The 25,287-nt window shown below is 53.4% G+C and carries 33 protein-coding genes, 1 tRNA gene and 1 pseudogene; 33 read left to right on the top strand and 2 right to left on the bottom strand.

Annotation, left to right across the window (positions count from 1 at the left end; all coding sequences use genetic code 11):
• Positions 1 to 342: 342 nt before the first annotated feature.
• The 8 genes and pseudogenes from HYT31_01730 (at position 343) to HYT31_01695 (ending at position 6,791) form a co-directional block, all read left to right on the top strand.
• Positions 343 to 450: pseudogene (locus HYT31_01730) on the top strand (calcium-binding protein).
• Between the two features lie 472 nt (positions 451 to 922).
• The gene (gene ybeY, locus HYT31_01725; protein ID MBI2050505.1) at positions 923 to 1,339 is read left to right on the top strand and encodes an rRNA maturation RNase YbeY; all 417 of its coding nucleotides are present in this window, start codon (positions 923 to 925) and stop codon (positions 1,337 to 1,339) included.
• 95 nt (positions 1,340 to 1,434) lie between these two features.
• Positions 1,435 to 2,688 (top strand): cell division protein FtsA, encoded by a 1,254-nt coding sequence (gene ftsA / locus HYT31_01720; GenBank protein ID MBI2050504.1) that lies wholly within the window; start codon positions 1,435 to 1,437, stop codon positions 2,686 to 2,688.
• Between the two features lie 51 nt (positions 2,689 to 2,739).
• Entirely contained in the window at positions 2,740 to 3,930 is a 1,191-nt protein-coding gene (gene ftsZ, locus HYT31_01715) for a cell division protein FtsZ (protein ID MBI2050503.1), read from the top strand.
• 9 nt (positions 3,931 to 3,939) lie between these two features.
• A complete protein-coding gene (gene nrdR / locus HYT31_01710) occupies positions 3,940 to 4,455 on the top strand; it encodes a transcriptional repressor NrdR (protein ID MBI2050502.1) in 516 nt (171 codons plus the stop codon).
• Positions 4,424 to 4,762 carry a hypothetical protein gene (locus tag HYT31_01705; protein ID MBI2050501.1) on the top strand — a complete coding sequence of 113 codons (339 nt, stop codon included), beginning with the start codon at positions 4,424 to 4,426 and terminating at the stop codon, positions 4,760 to 4,762. The genes nrdR and HYT31_01705 overlap by 32 nt, the downstream gene beginning before the upstream one ends.
• Positions 4,763 to 4,776: 14 nt before the next feature.
• Positions 4,777 to 6,027, top strand: a complete 1,251-nt coding sequence (locus HYT31_01700; protein MBI2050500.1) for a trypsin-like peptidase domain-containing protein — start codon at positions 4,777 to 4,779, stop codon at positions 6,025 to 6,027.
• Positions 6,028 to 6,074: 47 nt separating this feature from the next.
• Positions 6,075 to 6,791 carry a hypothetical protein gene (locus tag HYT31_01695; GenBank protein ID MBI2050499.1) on the top strand — a complete coding sequence of 239 codons (717 nt, stop codon included), beginning with the start codon at positions 6,075 to 6,077 and terminating at the stop codon, positions 6,789 to 6,791.
• Here HYT31_01695 and lexA read toward each other — a convergent pair.
• Entirely contained in the window at positions 6,766 to 9,438 is a 2,673-nt protein-coding gene (gene lexA, locus HYT31_01690; GenBank protein ID MBI2050498.1) for a transcriptional repressor LexA, read from the bottom strand. The genes HYT31_01695 and lexA overlap by 26 nt on opposite strands.
• Before the next feature lie 170 nt (positions 9,439 to 9,608).
• On the opposite strand from lexA, the gene prfB reads away from it, so the two are divergent.
• From prfB to HYT31_01585, 21 genes are all read left to right on the top strand, one after another.
• Entirely contained in the window at positions 9,609 to 10,715 is a 1,107-nt protein-coding gene (gene prfB / locus HYT31_01685) for a peptide chain release factor 2 (GenBank protein MBI2050497.1), read from the top strand.
• Positions 10,716 to 10,748: 33 nt separating this feature from the next.
• Complete coding sequence (locus tag HYT31_01680) at positions 10,749 to 11,006, top strand: hypothetical protein (GenBank protein ID MBI2050496.1); 258 nt, start codon at positions 10,749 to 10,751, stop codon at positions 11,004 to 11,006.
• 87 nt (positions 11,007 to 11,093) lie between these two features.
• Positions 11,094 to 12,395: a ComEC/Rec2 family competence protein gene (locus HYT31_01675; GenBank protein ID MBI2050495.1), complete on the top strand. Its 1,302-nt coding sequence runs from the start codon at positions 11,094 to 11,096 to the stop codon at positions 12,393 to 12,395.
• A gap of 127 nt (positions 12,396 to 12,522) precedes the next feature.
• The gene (locus tag HYT31_01670) at positions 12,523 to 12,885 is read left to right on the top strand and encodes an MBL fold metallo-hydrolase (GenBank protein MBI2050494.1); all 363 of its coding nucleotides are present in this window, start codon (positions 12,523 to 12,525) and stop codon (positions 12,883 to 12,885) included.
• The gene (locus HYT31_01665) at positions 12,848 to 13,243 is read left to right on the top strand and encodes a hypothetical protein (GenBank protein ID MBI2050493.1); all 396 of its coding nucleotides are present in this window, start codon (positions 12,848 to 12,850) and stop codon (positions 13,241 to 13,243) included. Before HYT31_01670 ends, HYT31_01665 begins: the two co-directional genes overlap by 38 nt.
• 43 nt (positions 13,244 to 13,286) lie before the next feature.
• Positions 13,287 to 13,580: a type II toxin-antitoxin system HicB family antitoxin gene (locus tag HYT31_01660; protein MBI2050492.1), complete on the top strand. Its 294-nt coding sequence runs from the start codon at positions 13,287 to 13,289 to the stop codon at positions 13,578 to 13,580.
• A gap of 8 nt (positions 13,581 to 13,588) precedes the next feature.
• Positions 13,589 to 13,822, top strand: a complete 234-nt coding sequence (locus HYT31_01655) for a type II toxin-antitoxin system HicA family toxin (GenBank protein MBI2050491.1) — start codon at positions 13,589 to 13,591, stop codon at positions 13,820 to 13,822.
• A gap of 145 nt (positions 13,823 to 13,967) precedes the next feature.
• A complete protein-coding gene (locus HYT31_01650; protein ID MBI2050490.1) occupies positions 13,968 to 14,738 on the top strand; it encodes a restriction endonuclease in 771 nt (256 codons plus the stop codon).
• 10 nt (positions 14,739 to 14,748) lie between these two features.
• Positions 14,749 to 14,904, top strand: coding sequence for a hypothetical protein (locus tag HYT31_01645; GenBank protein MBI2050489.1), 156 nt, complete (start codon positions 14,749 to 14,751; stop codon positions 14,902 to 14,904).
• A 61-nt stretch (positions 14,905 to 14,965) separates the two neighbouring features.
• Positions 14,966 to 15,475, top strand: coding sequence for a hypothetical protein (locus tag HYT31_01640; protein MBI2050488.1), 510 nt, complete (start codon positions 14,966 to 14,968; stop codon positions 15,473 to 15,475).
• 78 nt (positions 15,476 to 15,553) lie between these two features.
• On the top strand, positions 15,554 to 16,069 hold the full coding sequence (locus tag HYT31_01635) for a hypothetical protein (protein MBI2050487.1): 516 nt from the start codon (positions 15,554 to 15,556) through the stop codon (positions 16,067 to 16,069).
• Between the two features lie 155 nt (positions 16,070 to 16,224).
• The gene (locus HYT31_01630; GenBank protein ID MBI2050486.1) at positions 16,225 to 16,626 is read left to right on the top strand and encodes a response regulator; all 402 of its coding nucleotides are present in this window, start codon (positions 16,225 to 16,227) and stop codon (positions 16,624 to 16,626) included.
• Positions 16,627 to 16,634: 8 nt separating this feature from the next.
• Complete coding sequence (locus HYT31_01625; protein MBI2050485.1) at positions 16,635 to 17,243, top strand: nucleoside-diphosphate kinase; 609 nt, start codon at positions 16,635 to 16,637, stop codon at positions 17,241 to 17,243.
• 601 nt (positions 17,244 to 17,844) lie between these two features.
• Positions 17,845 to 17,920: transfer RNA gene (locus HYT31_01620), tRNA-Pro, on the top strand.
• A gap of 59 nt (positions 17,921 to 17,979) precedes the next feature.
• Positions 17,980 to 18,615, top strand: coding sequence for a superoxide dismutase (locus tag HYT31_01615; GenBank protein ID MBI2050484.1), 636 nt, complete (start codon positions 17,980 to 17,982; stop codon positions 18,613 to 18,615).
• Positions 18,616 to 18,624: 9 nt separating this feature from the next.
• Positions 18,625 to 19,206, top strand: coding sequence for a cupredoxin domain-containing protein (locus tag HYT31_01610; protein MBI2050483.1), 582 nt, complete (start codon positions 18,625 to 18,627; stop codon positions 19,204 to 19,206).
• 96 nt (positions 19,207 to 19,302) lie between these two features.
• On the top strand, positions 19,303 to 19,638 hold the full coding sequence (locus HYT31_01605; GenBank protein ID MBI2050482.1) for a hypothetical protein: 336 nt from the start codon (positions 19,303 to 19,305) through the stop codon (positions 19,636 to 19,638).
• On the top strand, positions 19,631 to 20,173 hold the full coding sequence (locus HYT31_01600; GenBank protein ID MBI2050481.1) for an HDIG domain-containing protein: 543 nt from the start codon (positions 19,631 to 19,633) through the stop codon (positions 20,171 to 20,173). The genes HYT31_01605 and HYT31_01600 overlap by 8 nt, the downstream gene beginning before the upstream one ends.
• Before the next feature lie 76 nt (positions 20,174 to 20,249).
• On the top strand, positions 20,250 to 20,537 hold the full coding sequence (locus tag HYT31_01595) for a hypothetical protein (protein ID MBI2050480.1): 288 nt from the start codon (positions 20,250 to 20,252) through the stop codon (positions 20,535 to 20,537).
• A 1-nt stretch (position 20,538) separates the two neighbouring features.
• The gene (locus HYT31_01590) at positions 20,539 to 20,790 is read left to right on the top strand and encodes an MGMT family protein (protein MBI2050479.1); all 252 of its coding nucleotides are present in this window, start codon (positions 20,539 to 20,541) and stop codon (positions 20,788 to 20,790) included.
• Positions 20,787 to 21,239: an 8-oxo-dGTP diphosphatase gene (locus HYT31_01585; GenBank protein MBI2050478.1), complete on the top strand. Its 453-nt coding sequence runs from the start codon at positions 20,787 to 20,789 to the stop codon at positions 21,237 to 21,239. Before HYT31_01590 ends, HYT31_01585 begins: the two co-directional genes overlap by 4 nt.
• A gap of 69 nt (positions 21,240 to 21,308) precedes the next feature.
• On the opposite strand, the gene HYT31_01580 is transcribed toward HYT31_01585, so the two are convergent.
• Positions 21,309 to 21,503, bottom strand: a complete 195-nt coding sequence (locus HYT31_01580; protein ID MBI2050477.1) for a 50S ribosomal protein L28 — start codon at positions 21,501 to 21,503, stop codon at positions 21,309 to 21,311.
• 80 nt (positions 21,504 to 21,583) lie between these two features.
• Here HYT31_01580 and HYT31_01575 point away from each other — a divergent pair, with 80 nt between their 5' ends.
• Genes HYT31_01575 through fusA form a run of 4 tightly spaced genes read left to right on the top strand, consistent with a single transcriptional unit; the run spans position 21,584 to position 25,275 of the window.
• Positions 21,584 to 22,210, top strand: coding sequence for a site-2 protease family protein (locus tag HYT31_01575; GenBank protein ID MBI2050476.1), 627 nt, complete (start codon positions 21,584 to 21,586; stop codon positions 22,208 to 22,210).
• 44 nt (positions 22,211 to 22,254) lie between these two features.
• On the top strand, positions 22,255 to 22,680 hold the full coding sequence (rpsL, locus tag HYT31_01570) for a 30S ribosomal protein S12 (protein MBI2050475.1): 426 nt from the start codon (positions 22,255 to 22,257) through the stop codon (positions 22,678 to 22,680).
• 29 nt (positions 22,681 to 22,709) lie between these two features.
• Positions 22,710 to 23,174 carry a 30S ribosomal protein S7 gene (gene rpsG / locus HYT31_01565; GenBank protein MBI2050474.1) on the top strand — a complete coding sequence of 155 codons (465 nt, stop codon included), beginning with the start codon at positions 22,710 to 22,712 and terminating at the stop codon, positions 23,172 to 23,174.
• Between the two features lies 1 nt (position 23,175).
• On the top strand, positions 23,176 to 25,275 hold the full coding sequence (gene fusA, locus HYT31_01560) for an elongation factor G (GenBank protein MBI2050473.1): 2,100 nt from the start codon (positions 23,176 to 23,178) through the stop codon (positions 25,273 to 25,275).
• The last annotated feature ends 12 nt before the right edge of the window (positions 25,276 to 25,287 follow it).

Raw genomic sequence — 25,287 nt, 5'->3', positions numbered from 1 at the left:
GAGAGTGACTTGGCCCTGCCCTCCGAGGGGACTGTGCTCGGGGGCCTGTACTCACTGTATCCCGCAGGCATTACGTTTGAGGAGCCGCTCTCCATTGAGCTTTCGGTTGCGGACATTCCTGATGCATATGACCCGGCAGACGTTTATCCCGCCTACTTGCGCGGCGTGCGGTGGGAAGAGTTTCCGGATTACCAGGTAACGCCCGCCGGATTCAGCACCGCGCTTGAAAAGATTCCGAGCGGGCCCATTGCGGCCATCTGGAGCCCCCGGGCGGAACCGGCGGCCGGAGAAGGGCTTTCGTTTACCCGCGCACTTCCCACGGTTGATACGGATACTGACGGCCTGACCGATGCCGAGGAAATGCTGTTTGGCACGAGCAGCGCTTCTCCGGATACGGACGGCGATTCATATCTTGATCTGGAGGAGATTGAGAACGGCTACAGCCCGCTTGCTGCCGATGTCCGGCTTTCGGAATCAGGGCTGTTCGGCACATACACCAACGCGACCTACGGGTACCGCGTGGAGTACCCCTCGCGCTGGCTTGCCGACAGCCTGGACCAGACCAACAAGCAGGTCCTCTTTATTTCCTCAACTGAAGAATTTTTTGAGATCCTCATCGTAGAGAATCCGCTCAATACGCCGATTGCGGACTGGTTTCGGGCGCAGTCTCCGTCGCTTGCCAACGCGGAGCTTGAGGTTCTCGTCATTGACGGCGCGCCTTCGGTGTGGAGCCCGGATGGGCTTACCCTGTACACCTCCTCCGGGGGGCTCATCTATGTCATCACCTACAACAACGGCACCAGCGATGAGATTAATTGGCCCAACGTGTTTAAGCGCTTCTACTCAAGCTTTGCGTTCGGGGAGACGAGTGCGGCGGGTGTACCCGCCCCCGCGCCAGAAGCCGGAGCCGCCCGCTAGTGGTATGGAACTCGTGTTCACTAATCAGGTTCCGCGCACTGCCCGGATTCCCCGGGCAGCGCTTTTGCGCGCAGCCCGGAGGGCGCAAACATTGTTCGGCCGCGAGCTTGGGAACCGTACTGTCGGCGTTGTGTTCGTAAGCCGCGCTGCGTCCAAAAAATTGAACCGCGCGTACCGCGGGAAGAACAAGCCAACCAACGTGCTCTCGTTTCCAGCCCGAGCGCCGGGCGAACTCGGGGACATCATCATCGCTCCGGAGATCGCCCGTGCGGAGTCCCGGGAACAGGATTCGGGGTTCAGCGCATACGTGGCATTCCTGTTTGCGCACGGCCTTTTGCACCTCTTGGGGCACACCCACGAGTCCGAGCGGGCCGAACGAATCATGGAGCATAGTACCGCGCAAATACTGAACACAAAATAGATACAGGCCGCGGGGTACCTGTACACAAAATTTGTTCAATCTGTGGACAAGTTAAACCATTGCCAAAGCAAGGTTTTTTTTGTATACTTGCTCATATGGCCCATGCAGAATTCATTACCGGCGTTGATATCGGGACGAGCACGATTCGGATTGCCGTGGGCGAACTCGCTCCCGAGTCCGACCAGCTCTCCATTATCGGCCTTGCGGAAGGCGACTCGCGTGGCGTGGCCCGCGGGACCATTCGCAGCATAGAAGAGGTTGTCGCTTCCATTACCGCGGTCAAAGCCCGTGCGGAAAAGATGGTGGGTACCTCGCTCGGGAGCGCGGTTGCCGCGATTTCCGGAAGCCACATCACAGCCCAGGAGTCCAAGGGCGTGATTGCGGTTGCGCGGCCAGACGGCGAGATCAGGGAAGATGACGTGGAGCGCGTGCTGGAAGCGGCGCAGGCCGTCTCCGTGCCGCCGAATTATGAAATCATCCACGTGCTGCCCCGGTCTTTCAGCATTGACAACCAGACCGAGATCCGCGACCCCATTGGCATGAACGGCGTGCGGCTGGAGGTGGAGGCGCAGATTATTGAGGGGCAGACGAGCCACATAAAAAATCTCACCAAGGCAGTGGCGCTCTCGGGTTTCGCCATTGACGATCTGGTGCTCTCGTCCCTTGCTTCCTCGGAAGCCGTGCTCTCGGAGCGGCAGAAAGACCTGGGTGCGGCGCTGGTGAACATCGGAGCAGCCACCACCAGCGTCCTCGTGTTTGAGGAGGGGGACATTAAGCTTGTCCGCGTGCTGCCGGTGGGCGCTTCGCACATCACGAACGACATTGCCATTGGGTTGCGGACCAACATTGATACCGCGGAAGCGATCAAAATCCAGTATGGCGGAACGCTCTCGGCTGTGGGGGGCAGCGCGGACCACGTGCAGATCTCGGAATTGGACGAACGCGAAGAAGGGGCGTTTTCGCGGAAGTACCTTGCCGAGATTATAGAGGCGCGCGTGGAAGAGATGTTCGGCATGGTGGACAAGGAACTCCGCTCAATCGGGCGTTCCGGCAAGCTGCCCGCGGGCGTGATCCTGTCGGGCGGCGGCGCGCAGCTGCCGGGATTGGTTGAGGCCGCAAAGCGCGTGTTCCGGCTTCCGGCCGCAGTGGGCGTGCCCACGGGCGTGCGGTCCGCCATTGACAAACTCTCAAACCCCGCGTATACCACTGCCGTGGGATTGGTGCTGTGGGGATACGCGAACCAAGAGGCGAGTGTGTGGTCGCGCGGCCGCACGGGCATGAAGGGGTGGACTGGCTTTTCCGCCATTACGGAGCAGATGCGGTCCATCATTAAAATTTTTAAATCATAGCGCGGACGGCGCGCGGTAAAATAAAATTCGGCACGCATTAACGAGGAATCTATGGAGATCAAACCAGAAATTGAAACCTTCGCAAAAATCAAAGTGATTGGCGTGGGGGGAGGAGGGAGTTCTGCCGTGAACCGGATGATTGAGGAGCGCATCCGCGGGGTTGAGTTTATTGCCGTGAACACGGACGCGCAGGCCTTGCACCACAACAAGGCGCAGACCAAGCTGCACATCGGCCAAACCGTGACGCGGGGCCTTGGGGCGGGCATGAATCCGGATCTCGGCCGCAAGAGCGCGGAAGAGACGCAGGACGAAATCAAGGACATCCTCAAAGACACGGACATGGTATTCATCACGTGCGGGCTCGGCGGAGGCACGGGCACGGGCGCCGCACCCGTGGTCGCGGACATTGCCCGGGACCTGGGCGCGCTTACGGTCGCCATCGTCACCAAGCCCTTTATGTTTGAGGGGCAGCAGCGCCGCTCAATCGCGGAAGCGGGCCTGGAAGAGCTGGTTGCAAAAGTGGATACCATCATCACCATCCCGAACGACCGCCTGCTCGCGGTGATTGACAAGAAGACGTCTTTAATAGATGCGTTCAGGGTGGTTGATGACGTGCTCCGGCAGGGCGTGCAGGGCATTTCCGAGCTCATCACCGTGCCGGGCTTGATTAACGTTGACTTTGCGGACGTCAAAGCAATCATGAGCGGGTCAGGCTCCGCGCTGATGGGCATTGGCCGGGGATCGGGCGAGAACCGCGCCATTGACGCGGCAAAGGCGGCCATTGACAGCCCGCTTTTGGAAATGTCCATAGACGGCGCGCGCGGCATCCTGTTTACAGTCACCGGCTCTTCGGACTTGGGCATGTATGAGATCAACGAGGCCGCGAAGATTATCACCGGCGCCGCGGACGAAGATGCCAAGGTCATCTTTGGAGCGGTCATCAACGACGACTTGAAAGATGAGGTTAAAATTACCGTGGTGGCAACCGGATTTGAGGGAGCGGGCCGCGCGAGCGTGAGAGCGCAGAGCGCGCTCGCGCATGAGAACTATGCCGACCGCGCGCAGGTTGAACGGGTGGAAGAGCTGGACCGAAAGCGCGCTGTCTTTTTTGAGCGGGAGCGCGAGCCGATCGGGGATGCAGGAGGCGCGGGAGGCCGGCCGGGAGTTGGCGCGCGCGATTCTCTTGAAGATGACCAGGAGGAGCTTGAGATTCCGGCGTTCATTCGCAAGAAGATGCACTAATGTGCTGCCATGAAATGCCCTTCGTGCGACCACGAGGAAACGCGCGTATTGGATTCCAGGCTTTCCGAGCAGGATAATACCGTCCGCAGGCGGCGCGAGTGCGGGCAGTGCGGATTCAGGTTTTCCACCCGCGAAGAAACGGAGATATTGAACCTTTCGGTGATCAAGCGGGACGGCAGGGTGGAAGCGTACTCGCGCGACAAGCTCGCCGCGGGCCTTGCCCGCGCCCTTGAGAAGCGGCCCGTGGCAAGCCAGGAGTTCAGGACCCTGGTTGCCGCGATTGAGCGCGACATCTACGTGCTCAATCGGAGCGAGATCAAGGCGTCCCAGATTGGGGACATTGCCATGCGGCGCTTGAAGCGGCTTGACAAAGTTGCATACATCCGTTTCGCGTCTGTGTACCGCGAGTTCAGGGACGTGCACACGTTTTACGATGAAATTAACAAGCTTGTCGGCAAGGCCCGGATTCATAAAACCAAAAAATCACCATCCCATGCCAGACGAAAAAATAAATCCAGGAACTAATGCCTCGTTCCCCGGGGACGAAGGCCTAACCCTAGAGGAGCTCGTGCGGGAAAACTTAAAGCTCTCGCGCGAGATCATTGAGCACACCCGAAAAACGAGGCAGTACATTTTATTCGGGCAGGTGCTTTCTATCGTTAAAGTGGTGTTGATTGCCGGCCCCATCATCATCGCCATCATCTACCTGCCGCCCCTGCTTCAACAGTGGTTCGGCGCGTACACCGATCTTTTGGGCGGCGGAACCGGGCAGACTATGTTAGAGGGGAACAGTTTTGTGAACCAGCTTTTCGGCCGGAATCTTTCAAAGTAATGCATTAAAACCGTATGATGGGAAAACTTCCGCCTTCAATTAAGCGCCTGTTCGTGGTTGGCATTGCCCTTTCTGCGCTCGCGGGCGGGCTCGCGGGAGCGGTGCTCGGCGTGGTGGCATCCGGGCTCGCGGGCCAGAACGTGTGGCCGTTTGTGGCGCAGTCGCTCGGCATTGGATCAGACGCCGGCGGGAGTGCCGCGGGTACACTCGGGCAAAAGCCGCAGGTGGTGGTGGAGGATTCTGCGACCGTTGAGGTGGTTGCCAACGCCACGCGGTCCGTGGTGAGTATTGTGGTGACGCAAGACCTTTCCAAATTATACAACCAGACCGGGCCGCTCTTCCCTTTTGATGACCCGTTCTTTTTTCCGTTTGGCGCGCCGCGCCCTCCGCAGGGACAGCAGGAGATAGGGGGTGGAACCGGCTTTATCGTGACCACGGACGGCCTCATCGTCACCAACCGGCACGTGGTGGACCAAGCCGGCGCGGAATACACGGTGATTATGAATGGCGGCGAGCGCTGGACCGCAGAGGTGCTCGCGCGCGACACCCTGAATGATATTGCGATCCTCAAGATCCAGGCTGATAACCTCCCGGTCCTTGATGTGGGAGATTCGGATGCCGTGCGGATCGGGCAGTCCGTGATTGCCATCGGCAACTCTCTGGGCGAGTTCTCCAACACCGTCACCAAGGGCGTGGTGTCGGGCATCAACCGCAGGGTGGTTGCCGGAGATTCATCCGGCAGTTCAGAGGTGATTGACGGAGCCATCCAGACTGACGCGGCCATCAACCCGGGCAACTCGGGCGGGCCGCTCTTGGACCTGTTCGGAAAAGTGATCGGCGTCAACACCGCGGTCTCGCGCGAAGGCCAGCTCATCGGGTTTGCGATTCCCATCAATGAGGCCAAGAGCGCCATTGAGAGCGTGCGCGAATTTGGCCGCATCGTGCGGCCGTTCCTCGGGGTGCGGTACATTCTCATCTCGCCCGAGTTTGCGGAGGCGAACCAGATAACGGGCGTTGACCACGGCGCGCTCATTGTACGCGGGGACGCGCGAAGCGAGCTTGCGGTGATTCCTGGCTCTCCGGCCGACAAAGCGGGCTTGGTTGAGAATGACATCATCCTTGCGGTTGACGGAGAGGCCGTGACCCAGGATGCGGGCCTCGCCAAGCTGCTTGCCCGCGCGAAGCCCGGAGACACGGTGTCCCTGACCGTGTACCGCACGGGAGAAGAAAGAGAGGTGAGTGTTGTTCTCGCCGAGCAGGAGTAACCACAGCGTCATTCCATCCGCCGCCAAGTATTGGAGTTTATAATTTTATGCCCAAACAGAAGAAAAAAAGCGCGCACGATGTTTTTGATAAATATATTGCTCCAAAAATCGTTGGAGACACTAGTCAGCAAACCATAGAGATTTTTTGTGAGTTGGATTACAATAATTTTTATGATTTAGCCAAGAAGTACAGGTTGGAAGAGAGGCAGGTCTCGTCTCTGATAGGCTTTAAGGATGAGTTTTTGGTCTTGGTTCTTATAACCCAGATTATTGAAGAGGACAATTTAGAAGATTCGTTTTATTGCAAAAAAGTCACTGCAAATGAAAAAAGCGGACTATCCGCTCGGACAATAAAGATTGATGATAAAGATGTGATTCTGACTATTGGTGGGGATTGCGTGATTTTTAGAAAGTCGGATAACAAGCCGCTGATGATCATTGAGTGTAAAGAATATATAGACATGATCCGAATGAAGGAGCTCATCGGCGAATCGCGCGTTATTAAAGACGAAATTTCCAATTCGGTCAATTTATTAGATGACGTGACATTTTGCGTTTTTTCTGAGGTTTTGGAATTGACGGAGGGCTGGGCTCAACTTTTTCACCATTCGGATTTGAAGCATAACATTGACGAAATATTCGTCATACGGGACGGCAAAAGAAAAGACAAAAGACAGAAGCCGGTCAAAGAAAATTTAGAACGATTCAAGGAATACATCCGTGACTTTTTGGCGGTTGCTACACGAAAGATTCCACTATCTTAATTTCGTTGGATGTAAGCTTGTAAAGTTCATAAACCGATTGGTCGATGTGCCTGTCAGTTTTACTGAACTCCGCTTTGTTTTTGGATTTTAATATTTTTTCAACCAGAGCGACAATATCAGATTGTTGTTTTTTTGTTGGTTCGGCAATAGGCAAGCTCTGCAGATATCCAATAAGATAATGCAGATACCCGCCGGCAACGTGCGTGCCTTTATAGATATTGGCGTAGTAGTAGTGGAGAAGCTTTGAGTTTAGTAATGCCAGGAAGAATTTTAAGTCAAAATCACTGCGTGCATTGTCGTTCAATCGGGCAACAAAGAATGTGTCTTTGCAGTAAAATTTTTTGTCGTCATACGCAGCCCGCAATCTCAGAGAATTTTGGCATATGATTAACTTCTCCTGTTCAAATAGGCTCTTTGGGGGCAGTTGATTTTTATGCTTCTTGGCAAGTTCCTCGTTATAATCTATCCACCAGCCGCCCCACTGCAACTGGTATCTGTTGATATCATTGTTGCCCGCAAAAGACTTTCCCCCGATCAGTTTTTTAGCATTTTTTGAATTTGGTTTTTCGGGGAATAAGAATTTTTCCCGCAGACCGGAAGCGTGAAATGAAATGGTCCATTTTATAGTGAGGTGGTTGTCTAATGTTTTATACTGGTCGCTAAGCAGTTTGGCAAGCAGTGAATTTTGTTTTTTGTCGCTTGGGAGTATAAAAAATATTAGGTCGTCTCTTTTGTATGCGTTTTGCTTTATTGGGCTGGTAACGAAATTTTTGTCTTCCAGCTCTTTGGTGCTGGCGATTTTTTCCGCGGTTATGATTACGTTATTGATCGGTTTTTTATTTTCAACAATTAAGATGACAGGATATACGGATACGTTTTCAAAAACTTCACACTCGGAAATGTCAATAATCTCTTTTATGGAATAATTATTTAGTAATTCTTCCCGCATGTTTTTCGCGTAGTTGGCTATGAGAAATTTGTTCGGAAAGATATAGCCAAATTTTCCATTATCTTTCAGCAGACGCAAGCCCTTATCAATAAAACATACGAATAAGTCAAAAGCGCCCTTTGCCGTACCTGGGCACGTCTCCGCGCACAGCTGCTTTGTTTTTTTGTCCATTTTTTTAGCTTCCAGATAAGGCGGATTGCCGACTACAAAATCAAAGCCGTTTTCAAATTTTCCGCATTTATTTTTTATGTCTTTTATTTCCTGCTTCTCGTTGCTCAATAGCGCTGGCGTTTCCATCGTGTTCGTCTGAAATATTTTTATTTTTGGTATTTTGTAGTTTGGGTTTTCTTTTTTTATTTCAACAATCAGATCCAACAACTGTATCAGTATGTTTGTTTCAGCCAGATAACACGCAAAAGGATTAACATCCAGCCCGTAAACATTGTCAATGACTTTCTCAACGATTGTTGTTGTATCGTTTTTTTCTTTTAACGCGTCTATTAATCTTTTTGTCGCGCGAGTTACGAAACCTCCGGATCCGCACGCCGGGTCAATTATTTTTTTATCCTCAATATCGGCGGTGTAGCCGATTTGGTCCAGTATGTAATCAATCACTGGTTCGGGAGTATAGAATTGTCCGAGCCGTTTTCTTTCTTCGCGAGTTATGAATTGCTCGTAGAGCTTCCCGAGTATATCCCTGTCTATGCGCGAGAAGTCGTATCTATTGAACGAGTTGGTTATTTCTCGAAGCAAAAAAGCGCTGGGGTTGTACCAGTCAAAAATGTTTTTTGTAAAAATGTGAGAGTAAATTTTTTGGGCGGCCTGTTTTAATTCAGTCAGTTGCAGGTTGTTTTCTATAACTTCAAAATCAATGAGTTCTTTGTCTTTACATACCCAGAGCAGAAGCAGCTCATTGAGAAACGTGTATGCTGTTTCAAGACTGAATTTATCTTGATCCGGTTTTGTTTCGGTTTTTTGCCAAATCTCAAATTCGTCATTCGGTTTGAATTCATTTTTTATTTCTTTTTGCGTTTTTGCGATAAGTCGGCTTAGTTCATCTGTAAAAACAAACAGATTGATCCTTTCGCTGAGTGCGTGCCGCACTTCATAGCTTCGCATGACCGACACCACTTTGCCTTGCACCACGAGCTGTTTCACCATAAGGGCCGGTATTTCCGGATTTGCAGGCTGCAGTTTAAAGCCGCCCGATACTCGGTATATCTTTTTGAGGGTTGCTTCGTTGTCGTTTATAAGCGCAACGACCGTTTCTCCATTTTCGGCGGTATTCTGTTTTCGGATTATAACGGTATCACCGTCAAAAATACCCTCTTGCAGCATACTATTGCCTCTTATTCTCAGGGCGAAATGCTCTCCTGATTTGGATAAAAGATTTTTAGGGATGGTTATCGTCTCGTATTTTTCCAGGGCTTCAATTGGCGCTCCTGCCGCGATTGTGCCCCTTAACGACACTGAGACTAATTCGCCCTTTTTTTGTATTTCTATTCCGCGCGCATTATACCTGTTTTTTGAGATCACTCCTTTTTTGACTAGGTTGTTAATGTGTTCCTGCACGCCAGAAAGCGCGGAATACCCAAAATGACCTCTGATTTCTTCAAAGGTGGGGGAGTACCCCTTTCTTTCTATGTATTTTTTTAGGTAGTCGTAGATTTGTTTTTGTTTTTTGGTGAGCGCGGGCATAGTGTGTATTGACAAACGGATTTGAGGAAGTACAATTACAGTATACCGTACATTTCCCGTAGATTAAATAGGTAGTTTTCCACAGGCGCTGCAAAGAAAAGCAATTACTGGATTTATTTGATTAGTTATTGTATGATTTGCGTAACGCGTAAGTCCTACATGACGATAACATATGCACGAGACCATTACACAATTACACGAGCTCTCGGAAAAAGTTTCCGAAACAGCGGGGTTGCTTTGACCTTGCCAAAAAGCGCGTCCGCATTTCAGAGTTAGAGAGCGCCGTGCAGGATCCTGGGCTGTGGCAGAATCGGGAGCGCGGCCGCGAGCTTTCCACGCAGCTTGCGGCGCTTGAAGGCGAAGTAGGGCAGTGGGAGGGCCTCGCGGCAGACGTTGCCGCAACGCTTGAGCTTACCCGGGAGCTGGAACGCGAGCGCGACAGCGAGCTGGAAGCCGAGGTTGCGAAAAAAGCAAAGGAGCTTCTCGCCCAATTCAAAAAATTGGAGCTGGGCGCGTTTTTGACGGGTATATTTGATGAGCGCGGAGCCATTGTTTCTATAAGCGCGGGAGCAGGGGGAACCGATGCCCAGGACTGGGCCGAGATGCTTTTGCGCATGCTGATCCGGTTCTGCGAGCGCCGCGGTTTTAAGGTGGCCATCGTGGACCAGCAAGGGGGCCAGGAAGCGGGCATAAAGAGCGCGACTTTTGAGGTTGCGGGCAGATACGCGTACGGGTGGCTGAAGGGCGAAGCAGGCGTGCACCGCTTGGTGCGCATCAGCCCGTTTGACGCGGAGGCCATGCGGCACACGTCATTTGCGCTGATTGACATCATTCCGGATTTGGGTGATTTGTCGGATATAGAAATCAAGGACGAAGACATCCGGGTGGACGTGTTCCGCGCGTCCGGCCATGGCGGGCAAAGCGTGAATACCACGGACTCGGCCGTCAGAGTCGTGCACATTCCGACCGGCATCACGGTTTCGGTTCAGAACGAGCGGAGCCAGCAGCAGAACAAGGCAACCGCGTTTAAGATTTTGAAATCCAGGCTCTCTTTGCGGCAGTCCCAGGAGCGGGAGAGAGAGGAGCGGAAAATCCGCGGTTCGGTCAAATCCGCGGAGTGGGGTTCGCAGATTAGGTCATACGTCCTGCATCCGTACAAGCTTGTGAAAGACCATAGGACCGGATTGGAGACGAGCGGCGTGGATGCGGTGCTCTCGGGTGAGCTTGACGAGTTTGCGGAAAGTTATGTAAGATGGCTGGCTACCGAGAAGAGGTAAATCGTTGTTTCCACATTTCACGGAGGGAATGCCATGAGCATCGGTGCAGGCCCGGCAGGCCAGGCAGTCACGCTCGGTTTGCAGGCGCGGGATCTGGAAGACGCCCAGAGGATTCTCACGGCCCTGCTTGAGCATCACAAGCGGAATCTGCTTGAGCGCCCTCTGGACGAGGACCAGCGGGACCGGATGGCGCAGGACCTCGCGAACATCCTCACACTATGGAAGAGCCCCAGCGGGCTCCAGACCATCAAGCTGGACATCAGCTTTGCCCGAGGGCGCGGGATTCGGTGATGCTGGCTGGGATGTCCGCCGCCGCGCGTGAGGCTTTGGATCCAAGGATGGATTCAAAGCCTCGTTTTTTTGCGCTACAATCAATGCATGCGGCTGTCGCAGTCAAAAATATTTTTGGTGTGCTTGCTTGCGTTTGTTGCGGGCGTGGGTGTTGCGTCATTCGCCAGTATCGCATTTGTGTACGCGTATGGCACTCTGCTGGTGACGGCGGTGCTCGTGGTCATCTTCTGGTCAAAACGTCAATATAGAATAATGGCCCTATGGGGGATCTTTTTTGTTTTGGGCGCAATCCGGTTTAGCCTTGCCCAGCCACAGGTGAGCGACCCTTGGCACATCGCATACTACAACGGGCAGGATGTCGTCATCCAGGGAGTGGTTGGGCAAGAGCCGGATGTGCGCTTAGACCACCAGAAACTCACCTTACGCGCGCGTCGTGTTGGTCAATCGGACGTCAAGGGCAGGCTCCTCATCAAAACCGAACTGTATCCGGAATATGAGTACGGAGATTTAGTTGAAGTCAAATGTCAAATAGAAGCACCGGAGCAGATTGAAGATTTCGCGTATGACAAATACTTGGCGCGGTACGACATTTACAGCGTGTGCTGGAGAGGTACTATCACCAAAGTTGAATCAGGACAGGGCAACTTGGCAATGGCAGGCATCTTGTTCGTCAAAACGCGTTTCATGGACTCAATCAATTCCATCATCAGCGAGCCGCATGCGGCGTTCCTTTCCGGGCTTTTGGTGGGCGCTCGGCGCGGGATTCCGGAGTATCTCCTGGAAGCGTTTGCCCGGACCGGCACCACACACATCATTGCGATTTCCGGCTCCAACATCACCATCATTGCCGCGGTCATCATCGGATTCATGCAGTTTTTGGGAGTTTCGCGCAAACGCGCGTTCTGGTGGATTAGCGGGGCAATCGCCATTTTCGTCATTATGACCGGGGCCACCGCATCCGTGGTCAGGGCCGGCATCATGGGCATATTCGTCTTGCTCGCGCGCCAGCTCGGCCGGCCGTCCCGGGCCACGAACGCGCTCGTGTTCACCGCATTCCTCATGCTCCTCGTCAATCCCAAAATCCTCATATTTGATGCGGGGTTCCAATTGTCATTCCTTGCAACAGTCGGGCTCGTGTACATCAACCCCATCCTTCAGAAGCATGCGGAGCGCATGCCGGAATTATTCGGAGTAAAAGAGGCTCTGGTCACGACCATCTCTGCTATGGTTACCACCACGCCGCTCATCTTGTACCAGTTCGGCAGGCTTTCAATCGTGGCGCCTTTGGCGAACATACTCATCATTCCGGGCCTGGCCCGCGTGGCTCTTGCTGGAGTACATGATGCGCGTTGCAGAGGGCTTGTCATCACTGCGATTTGCGGCGTTTGAGCTTGGAGAGTTTCACTGGATGCTGATGCTCGCCCTGTACGGCCTCGTCTGGTGGATGGTGTGGCGGTATAATAGAAAACCACCCCCTGGCCCCCTCCTCATTAGAGGAGGGGGAAGTTAGTTGTATATGACCATCAAGCGGTTCAGGCACATCATTGGCCTTACGGCGGCGGCTGCGTCAGTTTCGCTTGTGCTGGCCGTCATCCTGTTCGCCCAGACGCACGCGCGCTCGCAGGAGACCGAGGTCATTTTTCTTGATATTGGCCAGGGGGACAGCGTGCTCATTAAAACGCGCTACAGCCAGAACATCCTCATAGACGGGGGACGGGACAACCGCGTGCTGGACCGGCTCGGCCGCAATCTGGCGTTTTTTGACCGGACTTTGGATATGGTGATTGCAACGCACCCTGACTCGGACCACATCGCGGGATTGGTTCCGGTTTTGGAGCGGTATGATGTTGCGCTTGTGCTTGATCCCGGGGTACATTGAAGACAACAATGCCGCGTCAATCGTGGTTAAGTTCAGCGACGGGGATATTGATTACATCTTAACCGGAGACGCGCCCGCAGAAGTGGAGGACGCGCTGGTTGCGTCATACGGAGATTTTCTGGACGCGGAAGTGCTCAAAGCAGGGCACCACGGCAGCAACACCTCGTCATCTGATTTATTTTTAGATACAGTCACCCCGGAGGTTGCGGTCATCCAGGTCGGGGCTGACAACCGGTACGGGCATCCCAACTTCCGGGTGCTCAAGCGTCTTGAAGCGCGCCACATTCCAGTCCTGCGGAATGATGAGCTCGGCGACATCCGCATGGTGAGCGATGGGGAGGTTGTTGAGTGGCGGTGATAGTCATTTGCGGTTTTTCTTTTTTGTAGTATACTGTCGGCATATGGACAAGCCACGCATCAAGCTTAAAACCGAGTTTTTTGAGGAAGATGGCAACATTGTGGGCCTTGCTCCGCAGATTAATGTGAGCAGTTTTGGGGATACCCTGCCTGATGCGCGCCGCTCTCTGCAGGAGGCCATTGATCTCTGGATTGAGGGATGCATGGAGATGGGGACATTGGAGCAGGTCTTGGAGGAAGATGGTTTTGAGCGTTTAAGCGACGGAACGTGGGCGCATCGGTTGAGCCTTGCGCAGGAGGACATGACAATCGCCATTCCCGAGAAGTCGTTTGCATAGTTTTTGCTATGCAAAAAATGACGCCAGTCCATTACGCAACACTGGTGCGTCTTTTTGCGTACTTTGGGTTTGTTGTCGCGCGGTACCGCGGCGACCACATTATGATGACCAAACCCGGAATTCTCCGGCCAGTCGTCATTAAGATGAGCCCAAAAAAGGTGTCTGTTGCGCACATCAGCACGAACCTGACCACTGCGGGCATTAGCCGCGAGCAGTACTTTGACGCGCTCGCGCGGCTCTAGCGGGCGATATCCGGCCTGGTGAGCGACGGGGTGTTTGTGGAGTGGCGTAAGGAAATGACTCAACCGGTTGAGTCATTTAGGGGTGATGGGGGAGGGGCGTTTTTGGTTGACCAAAGGGGTTAAATGGCATACAGTTTATTCAGTTATGAAGTTATCATTTGATGAAAAACTCGCGGCAAACTACAAAAGCCCGTCGCAGAAAATTCGCGTGATGACCGAGGGATGGGTTCATAGCTCCCTCTTTTGTCCGAACTGCGGCCGCGCTTCTCTGGAGAAGTATGGCAACAGCAAGCCGGTTGCGGATTTTTATTGCGATAACTGCTTGGAGGATTATGAGCTTAAAAGCCAAAAGTCAGGGATTGGAAAGAAAATTGTTGATGGCGCGTACAAGACAATGATTGAGCGATTGTTGGGCAGTAATAACCCGAATTTCTTTTTGCTCAATTACCACCCATCGCGCTACGAAGTTCGTAATTTGTTCGTGGTGCCAAAGCACTTTTTTGTTCCGCGGATTATTGAAAAACGCAAACCGCTCGGGCCGACCGCAGAACGGCATGGTTGGGTTGGCTGCAATATTCTACTCACCCATATTCCAGAAACCGGCAAGATATTTTTTGTCCGAGATGCCAGAAAGGAACCAAAGGGCAAGGTGCTTGATGCATGGCAAAAGACGCTCTTTCTTCGGGAAGAGAAAGAGATTAGCGCAAAAGGATGGCTTTTAGATGTGATGAGTTGCGTGGATAACGTCGGCAAAAAAGATTTCACTTTGGATGACGTGTATATGTTTGCGGATGAGCTCGGTACGTTGCACCCGGATAATAAGCATGTCAAAGACAAAATCCGACAACAATTACAAGTTTTGCGCGACAAGGGCTACATAACTTTTGTTTCGCGCGGGCGCTATCGATTATCATAATATAAAGAGTATGAAGCTAATAGATTTTATAAAAAAACTAAACCATATCGCCGAAGAGTATGGAGGTGATGCGGAAGTCATCATGGCAGATGAATTGCCTGTTGTTGATCCTGTCTTTTCTGATAAATATTCTGTCGGTAAGAGCGTGGTAATAACAGATCAATGACATAGTAAAAAATGGGTCATGTCCCCATTTCCTCCCATTTCCTACCCCATTAAATATAATTATGAATCAGGAAAATAAGGATGACTTTTTTGTGAAGTCTCAAATACTCTCAAACATTTCTTCTGTAAGAAAATTATTAGAAACGGATATTTTTAGCGATCAGTCTTTACGTCTTTTTCGGGAGCCGGTTTTTGTTTCAATCGTTCTAAAGTTAAATGATTTACTTCAAAAATATAATCAATTAGATCAGCGTATTACTTTCACTAATGATGTTTCTTCTGGAGATGTTACTGATTTAATCAATAAAATTAGAAACGCTATTTGTCATCTCGATTCACCAGAAAATCTTCTAGATAAAAAATCACGGGTAAAGTTTGTTTTTTGTATGGTAACAGGGAAAGGAAGTTTAGGTACAATTAATGATAATGTGGTGGCAAATTCAGATTATGAAGATGATATAGCTTTTTTCTACGGTGAGTACCGTATTTATTTAAGGCGACATCTCTATAAGGTTTTAACTGAAGCTATTAAGATAGCTCATGAATTATATCCAAGAGAGATTTATATATAACCAAAAGAATCATTTGCATGAGTTATTAGAAACACACCACATCAGCCAAAAGCCGATTTTTTGGTATACTGAAATCATATGAGTCCCGAAGAAACAACCACCAATCCACCCCCGTCCGTGCCAGAGGAGAGCGCTCCGTCAACTGCGCCAGAGGCTGTTCCATCAGAGCCGGTTGTTGCCCCAACAGAACCCGCCGCACCTGCACTTGTTGAAGCTGCGCCAGTTCCGGCATCCGAACCCATCACCCCGTCTACCCCAGCTCCAACATCTCCTCCACCTCCTGCGCCAGCCGCTCCATCTTCAGCAGAACCCACATCACCACCCCCTAGCCCCCTCCTGAATACAGGAGGGGGAACCACTATCCGCGAGCTTCTTTCCAGAGCCAAGGCCAAAATCCAGTTCCGCAAGGCCGCGAAGCTGGAAAGAATCATGGTCCGCGCCCGCGAAAAAGGGAGCATTGGCAATGATGAGGCGCAAGCCCTTCTGCGGGTCTCGGATGCCACGGCCACGCGCTACCTGGCCGAGTTAGTCAAAACCGGGCGGCTGCGGGCTACCGGGCGCACCAGCGGCCGCCGCTACCAGCCGGTCCCATAGGTCGGCTCAATTAGGGGGCCTCTATGAGCCGCCGGATCGGCTCACATGGTGTAAATGAGCCGACTGGCTGTTTGGAAAAATGAGTCATATCCCCGTTTCCCTTGGCGCCAATTTCCCTTGCGGTTTTGGCTGGTTTTGGTACAATACATTGCATCATGGAACAGACCCAAACCCAGGCAATTGGCCCAAAAATCCTCCTCATTGAGGATGAGGAAATGCTTGCCACCATGTACAAAACCAAGTTTGAGAAAGAGGGCATGGAGATTGACGTGGCAAGCGACGGGGAGGCGGGATTGGCCATGGCGCAGGCGCAAACCTATGGCGTTGTGCTGGTTGACATCATCATGCCCAAGCTGGACGGGTTTTCGGTGCTCAAAAAATTGCGGGAGATGCCGCAGTACCAGGCGACTCCCATCATCATGCTCACGAACCTGGGGCAGGAAGAGGACATTGCCAAGGGGAAGCAGTTTGGCGCAACCGACTACCTGATTAAGGCGAACTTCACCCCGGGCCAGGTGTTGGAAAAGATTCAAAGCGTTTCATCACCTAAGCAGTAACTACGAGTATGGCAAAACATCCACGGGAAGAGATTACGTTTTTGATGGTAAAGCCGGACGCGGTCCAGCGCGGCATCACCGGAGAGATCATCCGCCGCATTGAGCAGGTGGGCCTCAAAATTATAGGCTTGCGCATGTTCAAGCCCACGCACCAGCAGATTGACGAGCACTACCCGAAAGATCCGGCATGGATTACCCGGCTCGGGGAGAAGACCTTGGCCACGTACGCGAAATTCGGGTACGACGCTGTTGCGGAGCTCGGAACTGACAAGGCCGAGAAAATCGGGCCCATGGTCCGGAAATGGCTCATCACGTTTATGGATTCCGGCCCGGTGGTGGCCATGGTCATCAAGGGCGTGCACGCAGTCGGCATGACCCGCAAGCTCGCGGGCTCAACCATGCCGTCTGACTCCGAGCTCGGCACCATCCGCGGCGATTTTTCCGTGGATTCAGCAGCAGCCGCAAACCGCGACAAGCGGGCCGTGTACAACCTAGTGCACGCGTCCGAAACCGAGGCAGAGGCCGACCACGAGATCAACCATTGGTTCGGCAAGGCGGAGGCGCTTTCGGACTACGAGCGCAGCGATGAGATGGTCATGTATCCTTCCGCACGCTAGTATGCAGAGAGCCAAAGTACTGGTCCTAAAACTCAACAGCATCCTCGGCATCGTAAATACGCTGTTAGTAGTCGTGATTGTGGTGCTTGCGGCGTTCGTTCTGCCGAGTTTAATCGGCTAGCGAGCCTGCCTCTTGGGCGGGCCTCCGTGCACAACTTGTTGATAAAGTACGCCCTAGTTTGCTAGGTTTAGCCAAAGGGGTGATGCCTTGAAAAGAGGCATTTTTTGCGCTATACTAGAAGCAGCTCTTTGCTCATAGGTTTCCGACAACTTGAGCCTATTGGGAGTCTAAATTGCCCCTGCCCGTGGGTAGGGGCTGCGGACACCCAGGGCACTACCGAGGTTTGCGTACCACCACACCGCAGGAGTTTCTTGCGTGCGGGTATACGCAGCCCATGCCCATTTCAACCAGGGAAACACTATGGCAGAGAGTGGTCCGTTTGGGAACCGTGGTGTAGTCACGGCACACGCGGACTAACCATGAGGAAAGGAGATGCATGATGTCTACTGACGTAGATTCCTCACACACATAGCCCCGCTTGTAAAAGCGGGGTTTGTGTTTTATACTAGCGGTGGTTTGCTCTTTGTGTATTTTTGGCATCGGGCTGTGGCGCAGTTGGTAGCGCGCAAGGCTGGGGGTCTTGAGGTCGCGGGTTCGAGCCCCGCCAGCCCGACCATTTGGAGTGCCATACCTGACATGATATAATTTACGTATAGTTATTAGCAGCGCGCGCCTATGGAGATTTTACCCAACAGCAACGGGCAGTTTGAGCTTCCAAAGCTTCCGTATGAGTACAACGCTTTGGAGGCCGCGATTGACGCGCGCACCATGGAGATCCACTACGCCAAGCACCACCAGGGGTACGTGGACAAGCTCAATGCGGCGCTTTCCGGCCATGCGGATGCGGCGGGCATGTCGCTTGACAAGCTTCTCATCAGTGTGGATACGCTGCCGAAGGATATCAGAACCGCGGTCCAAAACCACGGAGGCGGCCACTACAATCATTCGCTCTTCTGGCAGGTTATGTCCCCTGACGGAGGGGGCGAACCGTCCGGCGAGATTGGTGATGCGATCACCGAAACATTCGGGTCGTTTGGCGCGTTCAAAGAGCAGTTCACTAATGCCGCGCTCGCGCGGTTCGGGAGCGGCTGGGCCTGGCTTTTTATCAGAGGCGACGGGAATCTTGTTGTTTCATCAACCCCGAATCAGGACAGTCCGCTTATGGAGGGATCGGTTCCGATTCTCGGGCTTGACGTGTGGGAGCACGCATATTACCTGCGGTACCAGAACAAGCGGCCCGAATACATTGAAGCCTGGTGGAATGTTGTTAATTGGGACGCGGTCAACAAGCTTTTTATCACTAACCAGTAGATTAAGCCTATGGCAGAAGAGCAAGGCGCGCAGCCCGAAATACAGGGCCAACCTATGGAGGAGCCAAAAGGGGGAAAAACAAAAGCTACGGTCGCGGCGGCGGTTATCATTGTTGCGCTTGTCGCTGTCGCTGTGTACGCCCAGCAGGGGGGTTTTGGAGGCGGTGTTTCGGAAGAGCAGAGTACGCCAATGGAGGAAGAGATTGTGGGAGAGGAGGCCACGGAGTCCGGTGAGGAGGCCATGGCGGAGGAATCAACGGGCGGAACCGTGATAGATGATGGCGCGGGTTTTGCGGTGGATGCTCCGGAAGGGCAGGCGCAGTCATTTGACCTGACTGCCAAGAATTTTGAGTTTTCACTCAAAGAGATCCGCGTCAAGAAGGGCGATACTGTGGCCATCAATGTTACGAGCGCTGAAGGGTTCCACGATTGGACCGTGGATGCGTTTGATGCGGCCACGGAGCGTGTGAACGCGGGCCAGTCCTCAAGCGTCGTCTTTGTCGCAGACCAGGCCGGTGAGTTTGAGTACTACTGCTCCGTAGGCTCGCACCGGAGCCTTGGCATGGTCGGTATGTTAATTGTTGAAGAATAATTTTGTCATTCCGAGCGATCGCGAGGAATCTCGTCAATGCCGCTCCAGGGTGCACCAACGAGATCTTTCGCTTCGCTCAAGATGACACCTTATAGTATGTTTCTCATACGTCTTGCGCTCGCGTTCAGCTTTGCGTACGTAGGCATATCGTCATTTACGAACCCGGACCTATGGGCCGGGTTCGTGCCTCGGTTCGTGCAGGCCATTGTTCCGGTTGCGCTGTTCCTCAAGATCCACGGGACCACTGAAGTCATTCTGGCCTTGTGGCTGCTCTCGGGCAAAGCCCAAGCGGTTGCGGGCCTGATTGCGGCGCTCGCCCTGTTCAGCATTGCGCTCTTTAACCTCTCTGCCTGGGACATTGTGTTTCGGGACGTTTCACTCGGAATTGCATCGTTGGCGCTGGTGTTCAGTAATAGGAAAGCGCATGTCTAGAGATGACGCGCTTAAATTGCTCCACGAGCATGTGGGGTCTGATTCGTTGCGCACGCACTGCTTGGCGGTTGAGGCTGCCATGGCTGCATACGCCCAAAAGTACGGAGAAGATCCGGAGCTCTGGGGCATCTGCGGGCTTATTCATGATTTTGACTACGAGAAACATCCGGACAAGCATCCTTTTTTCGGCGTTGAACTTTTGAAAGAAAAAGGATACCCGGATGAAATCATCCAGGCTATTCTCGGCCATGCCGTGTATTCGGGCGTTGAACGAAAGTCGTACATGGCAAAGTGTTTGTTTGCGGTTGATGAGCTGTGCGGATTCATTGTTGCGTGCGCGCTGGTGCGCCCAGAGCGTTTGAACGGTCTTACGCCGAAGTCAGTCAAAAAACGGCTCAAGACCAAAGCATTTGCCGCCAAGGTGAACCGCGAGGAAATCACACAGGGCATCCAAGAACTCGGTGTTTCCGAAGACGAGCATATCGCATTCGTTATCAGGGCGTTACAGGGTGTTTCAAATGAATTGGGGCTATAGTGTGTGCTCAAAAATACATCGTTGAGCCATAGATTTCTTGCGCTGGCCTCATATTTTTGCTAGACTGACAGAACCTATGTTTAAGCCAACCAAAAAAGATTTACAGCAACCCGTCACCGTGGGAGATTTTGTTGAGTTTACCGATTTTGTGATTGGAAATGTTGCCATGAAAACGGATTTAGCGCAGGTTGAATCCAGGCTTACAGACAAAATATATACCAGTCAAGACAAAGTTATGAAAAAGCTGGACATAGTACTCACTGAACTGTCGGCAACCAGCGGCAATGCGGATCAGTATCGGGATGAAGTAAAAGACCACGAAGAGAGAATTAAACACCTTGAGGCGCATTCAGGGATTGCCTAGTATGCCTGACTTTTCAAAAAAAGTGCTTGCTGTTGTCTCGCAGATCCAAAGGGGGTCTGTTTTGACGTATGCGGAGGTAGCACGCCGGGCCGGCCATGCGCAGGCTGTGCGCGCGGTCGGGAACATTTTGAATAAAAATTATGACGCATCGGTTCCGTGCCACCGCGTGATACGGTCCGATGGAAAACCGGGCGGGTATAACCGCGGCACGGCGCAAAAAGTCAAAAAGTTAAAGCAAGAAGGCGCGCTATGAGAGTCTGTACCCTGGTCATCATCAACGACGGGGAGCGCGTGCTCCTCGGCATGAAGAAGCGGGGGTTCGGGCAGGGCAGGTGGAACGGGTTCGGCGGCAAGGTTGAGCCTGATGAAACCATTGACGAAGCGGCCGCCAGAGAGCTGCGCGAGGAAGCGGGCCTCATTCCTGTTGGCCTGCGCAAGGCGGGCACGTTTGAATTTTTGTTTGATGACGACACCGAGGACACCCAAGTGCACCTGTTCTGCGCATCTTCTTTCATGGGCGAGCCAGGAGAGACCGAAGAAATGCGGCCCCAGTGGTTTCCGCATTCCGAAATTCCGTTCAAGGACATGTGGCCGGACGACGAGTATTGGTTTCCGCATTTTCTCGCCGGAAATTTTTTTCACGGCACGTTCCGGTTCAAGGACACTGATACCTTGCTTGAGCACGACATCCGCGTCTTGTAGCGTCCGCTGGCGTCGCGGCCGCTTTCAGCGTCCGCGCCCCCATCATCGCAATGGCATTAAAAAAGAGGCTTACGCCTCTTTTTGCATCATTCGTTCAGGCTTGTTCATGGTGCGCTTGCACCGCGTGCAGGCGAGCACGGTCAAATGCCCTATTTTAAGCTTCTGCAGATTCGGTTTCTGCAGGCGCTTGGTTGCGATATTGGATTTGGAGCGGGAGTTGGCGTTGTTGGCGCCTTTGCCGCAAAAACCGCACATACGAGCCATAGGGGGTTTGTGTCGTAAGGTATAATTCGCGTATTGTAGCACATTGTTTTTATCGCGTCAATGGTGTATACTATGCGGGTATGATTATCTCGCTTTTATTCAGTGAACCAACCTTGTTTTTCCTGTGGCTCTTGGCAATCGTGTACGGCATCACGGTGCACGAGTTTTCGCATGTTTTGGCGGCCTATCTGCAGGGGGATGATACGGGCCGTTTGATGGGCCGCCTGACGCTCAATCCTGCCGCGCACATTGAGCCGTTCGGCATGCTGCTTCTGCTTGTCGTGGGGTTTGGGTGGGGCAGGCCCGCGCCGTTCAATCCGCATAACCTCAAGTACCGCCGCTGGGGCGAAGTTGCGGTTGCGCTTGCGGGACCCGCATCAAACCTCGCAAGCGTTGCCGTCTTTATGGTTGCGGTGAATATCCTTGCCCCGGTTCTGGGGCCGTTTAATTTGCTCATCCAGCTGCTCGGATTCCTGATCCTCATCAACATTGTGCTCTTGGCGTTTAACCTCATTCCCATTCCTCCGCTTGACGGCTCCACGCTCTTGTTTGAGCTCTTGCCGGACCGGTACGCCCGGTTTAAGGCGATGCTCGCCCGGAACGGGCCCTGGATTCTCTTGATGTTGATTTTTGCGGATAATTTTTTGGGAATCAATATTTTTGGGCGCGTTTTCGGGGTTTTTTTCAGGCTCGCGGGTTTAGTCTGAATGAGGCTTGACTCAAGGGGGGGATTTTGTTAGTGTATGTCAATATGGCAACGGTAAATCAACTATTGCGAAAAGGGCGCACGCCCCGGGTGAAGAAGAGCAAGACGCCTGCATTGCGGTCCGTGTACAATCCGGCTGTCCGCAAGCGCACTGAACTTCCCAAGGGCTCCAGTTTTAAGCGCGGTGTCTGCGTGCGCGTTACCACCACCACTCCGAAAAAGCCGAACTCCGCGCTTCGCAAGATTGCGCGCGTGCGGCTCTCAAACGGCATGGAGGTGACTGCCTACATTCCGGGCATGGGCCACAACTTGCAGGAGCACTCAATCGTGCTCATCCGCGGGGGCAGGGTTAAGGATTTGCCCGGCGTGCGCTACCACATTGTGCGCGGCGTGTACGATACGCAAGGCGTCCAGGGGCGCAAGCAGGGCCGCAGTTTGTACGGAGCCAAGCGGGAGAAGAGCAAGGCGTAATGGCGTAATAATGCATTTATATTGACGACATGAGAGGTAAGAAAGCGCCTCGGCGCGTGATCGCGCCGGACCAAAAATTCAATTCCACGAGCATCGCAAAGTTCATCAACTACGTGATGCAGCGCGGCAAAAAGTCCACGGCCACGGGCATCGTGTACCGCATGCTTGACGTGGTTTCCGAAAAAGCAAAACAGGACCCTCTGGCCGTGTACGAGCAGGCAATCAAGAACGTGTCCCCCCAGCTGGAAGTGCGCTCCAAGCGCGTGGGCGGGGCCAACTACCAGATTCCGATTGAGGTGCGGGGAGACCGCAAGTACACGCTCGCGTGCCGCTGGATCCTCTCGGCCGCGAAAGCCCGGAAAGGTAAAGCCATGCACCAGAAGCTTGCGGACGAGATTCTGGCCGCGGCAAGCGGGGAGGGAGCCGCCATCAAAAAGAAAGAGGACATGGTGCGCATGGCAGAGGCGAACCGCGCATTCGCGCACTTTGGATAGTATGCCCAGAGACTACGCGCTGGAAAAAATCCGCAACATCGGCATTATCGCTCACATTGACGCGGGCAAAACCACGACAACCGAGCGAATTTTGTTTTACACGGGCAAGAAGCACAAGATAGGGGAGGTGCACGAGGGCGAGGCTGAAATGGACTGGATGGAGCAGGAGCGGGAGCGCGGCATCACCATTACCGCGGCCGCGACCACGTGCTTCTGGCAGGACTGCCGCATCAACATCATTGATACGCCCGGGCACGTGGACTTTACCGCGGAGGTGGAGCGTAGCTTGCGCGTGCTGGACGGAGGCGTGACCGTGTTTGACGGGGTTGCGGGCGTTGAATCCCAGTCCGAGACCGTGTGGCACCAGGCGGACAAATACCACGTGCCGCGCATCTGCTTCATCAACAAACTGGACCGCACGGGCGCTGATTTTTACAAAGACCTTGAATCCATCCACCGCAGGCTCACCAAAAAAGCATACCCCATCCAGCTTCCCATAGGCACGGAAGAGAATTTCAAAGGCATTGTTGATGTGCTCACCCAGAAAGCCTACATCTACAAGGATGATTTGGGCAAGGATGTTGAGGAGATTGAGATTCCCGAGGACCTGAAAGGCAAGGCCGACGAGTACCGCAAAAAGCTTTTTGAGGCAATCGCGGAAAACGACGAGGCAGTGATGGAAAAGTATTTGGGCGGGCACGAGGTGAGCATGGATGAGTGGAAAGCCGCCCTGCGCAAAGCCGTGATCACGGCTGACTTTTTCCCGGTCATGTGCGGCAGCGCGCTCAAGAACAAGGGCGTGCAGAGGCTTTTGGATGCGGTGTGCGACTACCTCCCGTCTCCCCTGGATGTGCCGGACATCCAGGGCTTTGACCCGTCTGATCCGGAAACCAAGCTGGTGCGCAAGGCTTCGGACAGCGAGCCGTTTAGCGCACTCGCGTTCAAAGTCGCGGCTGACCCGTTCGTGGGCAAGCTCGTGTTTTTCCGCGTGTACTCGGGCATGCTCAACGCGGGCTCGTACGTGCTCAATACCTCAAGCGGAAGCCGCGAGCGCCTGGGGCGCATCGTGCGTTTGCACGCGAACCACCGCGAGGACGTGAGCGAGGTGTACGCCGGAGAGATTGCCGCGGCCGTGGGACTCAAAGACACGGTGACCGGAAACACGATTTGCGATCCCGAATCCCCGATTGTGCTTGAGTCCATCACGTTCCCGGAGCCGGTCATCAGCGTTGCCATTGAGCCCAAGACCAAGGCGGACCAGGAAAAGATGGGCATGGCTTTGAGCCGGCTCGCGGAAGAGGACCCCACGTTCCGCGTCAAGGGTGATGAGGAAACCGGGCAGACCATCATTTCCGGCATGGGCGAATTGCATTTGGAAATCATTGTGGACCGCATGAAGCGGGAATTCAAAGTGGAGGCAACCGTGGGCAGGCCCCAGGTCGCGTACCGCGAAACCATCCGCAGAACCGCGGAAGCGGAAGGCAAATACATCAAACAGTCCGGCGGGCGCGGCCAGTACGGCCACTGCTGGTTGCGCCTTGAACCCGCGGAAGAGGGTGCCGGGTTTGAGTTTATCAACGAAATCAAGGGAGCGACCATTCCGAACGAGTATATTCCGGCCATAGGCAAGGGCGTCAAGGAAGCGCTTGATTCGGGCGTGGTTGCCGGGTACCCGGTGGTTGACGTAAAAGCCACGGTGTACGACGGCTCGTACCACGAGGTTGACTCATCCGAAATCGCGTTCAAGATCGCGGGCATGCAGGCGTTCAAAGCCGCGGCCAAGCTCGCGAACCCCGTGCTCTTGGAGCCGGTCATGAAAGTTGAGGCCGTGACCCCGGAGGAGTTCATGGGCGACGTGGTCGGCGACTTAAACTCCAAGCGCGCCAAAATCCTTGAGATGAACGACCGCATCAACATGAAGGTCATCCTCGCGGAGGTGCCTCTGTCCGAAATGTTCGGGTATGCCACTTCCTTGCGGTCAATGACGCAGGGCCGGGCATCCTATTCCATGGAATTTTTGAACTACCAGGAAGTGCCGCGCAACGTGGCTGCCGAGATTGTTGAGAAGCGGGTTGGGGGAACGGAGAAGGGGAAGAAGTAATCTTCAATTTCT

This window comes from Parcubacteria group bacterium (genome assembly GCA_016181765.1).
In the GTDB taxonomy this organism is placed as follows: domain Bacteria; phylum Patescibacteriota; class Patescibacteriia; order UBA2169; family UBA2169; genus CG10-46-32.
Note: the sequence above shows the minus strand (reverse complement) of the source record. Positions and strands in the feature narration are given on the sequence as shown.

Coding starts and splice junctions, on each gene's coding strand:
- HYT31_01640 (MBI2050488.1), top strand. CDS start 14,966: ATGAATCAGGAAAATAAGGATGACTTTTTTGTGAAGTCTCAAATACTC.
- HYT31_01705 (MBI2050501.1), top strand. CDS start 4,424: ATGCCAGACGAAAAAATAAATCCAGGAACTAATGCCTCGTTCCCCGGG.
- HYT31_01595 (MBI2050480.1), top strand. CDS start 20,250: ATGTTTAAGCCAACCAAAAAAGATTTACAGCAACCCGTCACCGTGGGA.
- HYT31_01585 (MBI2050478.1), top strand. CDS start 20,787: ATGAGAGTCTGTACCCTGGTCATCATCAACGACGGGGAGCGCGTGCTC.
- HYT31_01610 (MBI2050483.1), top strand. CDS start 18,625: ATGGCAGAAGAGCAAGGCGCGCAGCCCGAAATACAGGGCCAACCTATG.
- HYT31_01625 (MBI2050485.1), top strand. CDS start 16,635: ATGGCAAAACATCCACGGGAAGAGATTACGTTTTTGATGGTAAAGCCG.
- HYT31_01605 (MBI2050482.1), top strand. CDS start 19,303: ATGTTTCTCATACGTCTTGCGCTCGCGTTCAGCTTTGCGTACGTAGGC.
- rpsL (MBI2050475.1), top strand. CDS start 22,255: ATGGCAACGGTAAATCAACTATTGCGAAAAGGGCGCACGCCCCGGGTG.
- HYT31_01660 (MBI2050492.1), top strand. CDS start 13,287: ATGGACAAGCCACGCATCAAGCTTAAAACCGAGTTTTTTGAGGAAGAT.
- ftsZ (MBI2050503.1), top strand. CDS start 2,740: ATGGAGATCAAACCAGAAATTGAAACCTTCGCAAAAATCAAAGTGATT.
- HYT31_01645 (MBI2050489.1), top strand. CDS start 14,749: ATGAAGCTAATAGATTTTATAAAAAAACTAAACCATATCGCCGAAGAG.
- ybeY (MBI2050505.1), top strand. CDS start 923: ATGGAACTCGTGTTCACTAATCAGGTTCCGCGCACTGCCCGGATTCCC.
- fusA (MBI2050473.1), top strand. CDS start 23,176: ATGCCCAGAGACTACGCGCTGGAAAAAATCCGCAACATCGGCATTATC.
- HYT31_01580 (MBI2050477.1), bottom strand. CDS start 21,503: ATGGCTCGTATGTGCGGTTTTTGCGGCAAAGGCGCCAACAACGCCAAC.
- lexA (MBI2050498.1), bottom strand. CDS start 9,438: ATGCCCGCGCTCACCAAAAAACAAAAACAAATCTACGACTACCTAAAA.
- HYT31_01635 (MBI2050487.1), top strand. CDS start 15,554: ATGAGTCCCGAAGAAACAACCACCAATCCACCCCCGTCCGTGCCAGAG.
- HYT31_01575 (MBI2050476.1), top strand. CDS start 21,584: ATGATTATCTCGCTTTTATTCAGTGAACCAACCTTGTTTTTCCTGTGG.
- ftsA (MBI2050504.1), top strand. CDS start 1,435: ATGGCCCATGCAGAATTCATTACCGGCGTTGATATCGGGACGAGCACG.
- HYT31_01665 (MBI2050493.1), top strand. CDS start 12,848: ATGATGTTGCGCTTGTGCTTGATCCCGGGGTACATTGAAGACAACAAT.
- HYT31_01695 (MBI2050499.1), top strand. CDS start 6,075: ATGCCCAAACAGAAGAAAAAAAGCGCGCACGATGTTTTTGATAAATAT.
- rpsG (MBI2050474.1), top strand. CDS start 22,710: ATGAGAGGTAAGAAAGCGCCTCGGCGCGTGATCGCGCCGGACCAAAAA.
- HYT31_01600 (MBI2050481.1), top strand. CDS start 19,631: ATGTCTAGAGATGACGCGCTTAAATTGCTCCACGAGCATGTGGGGTCT.
- HYT31_01680 (MBI2050496.1), top strand. CDS start 10,749: ATGAGCATCGGTGCAGGCCCGGCAGGCCAGGCAGTCACGCTCGGTTTG.
- HYT31_01700 (MBI2050500.1), top strand. CDS start 4,777: ATGATGGGAAAACTTCCGCCTTCAATTAAGCGCCTGTTCGTGGTTGGC.
- HYT31_01590 (MBI2050479.1), top strand. CDS start 20,539: ATGCCTGACTTTTCAAAAAAAGTGCTTGCTGTTGTCTCGCAGATCCAA.
- HYT31_01670 (MBI2050494.1), top strand. CDS start 12,523: ATGACCATCAAGCGGTTCAGGCACATCATTGGCCTTACGGCGGCGGCT.
- HYT31_01615 (MBI2050484.1), top strand. CDS start 17,980: ATGGAGATTTTACCCAACAGCAACGGGCAGTTTGAGCTTCCAAAGCTT.
- nrdR (MBI2050502.1), top strand. CDS start 3,940: ATGAAATGCCCTTCGTGCGACCACGAGGAAACGCGCGTATTGGATTCC.
- HYT31_01675 (MBI2050495.1), top strand. CDS start 11,094: ATGCGGCTGTCGCAGTCAAAAATATTTTTGGTGTGCTTGCTTGCGTTT.
- HYT31_01630 (MBI2050486.1), top strand. CDS start 16,225: ATGGAACAGACCCAAACCCAGGCAATTGGCCCAAAAATCCTCCTCATT.
- HYT31_01655 (MBI2050491.1), top strand. CDS start 13,589: ATGCAAAAAATGACGCCAGTCCATTACGCAACACTGGTGCGTCTTTTT.
- HYT31_01650 (MBI2050490.1), top strand. CDS start 13,968: ATGAAGTTATCATTTGATGAAAAACTCGCGGCAAACTACAAAAGCCCG.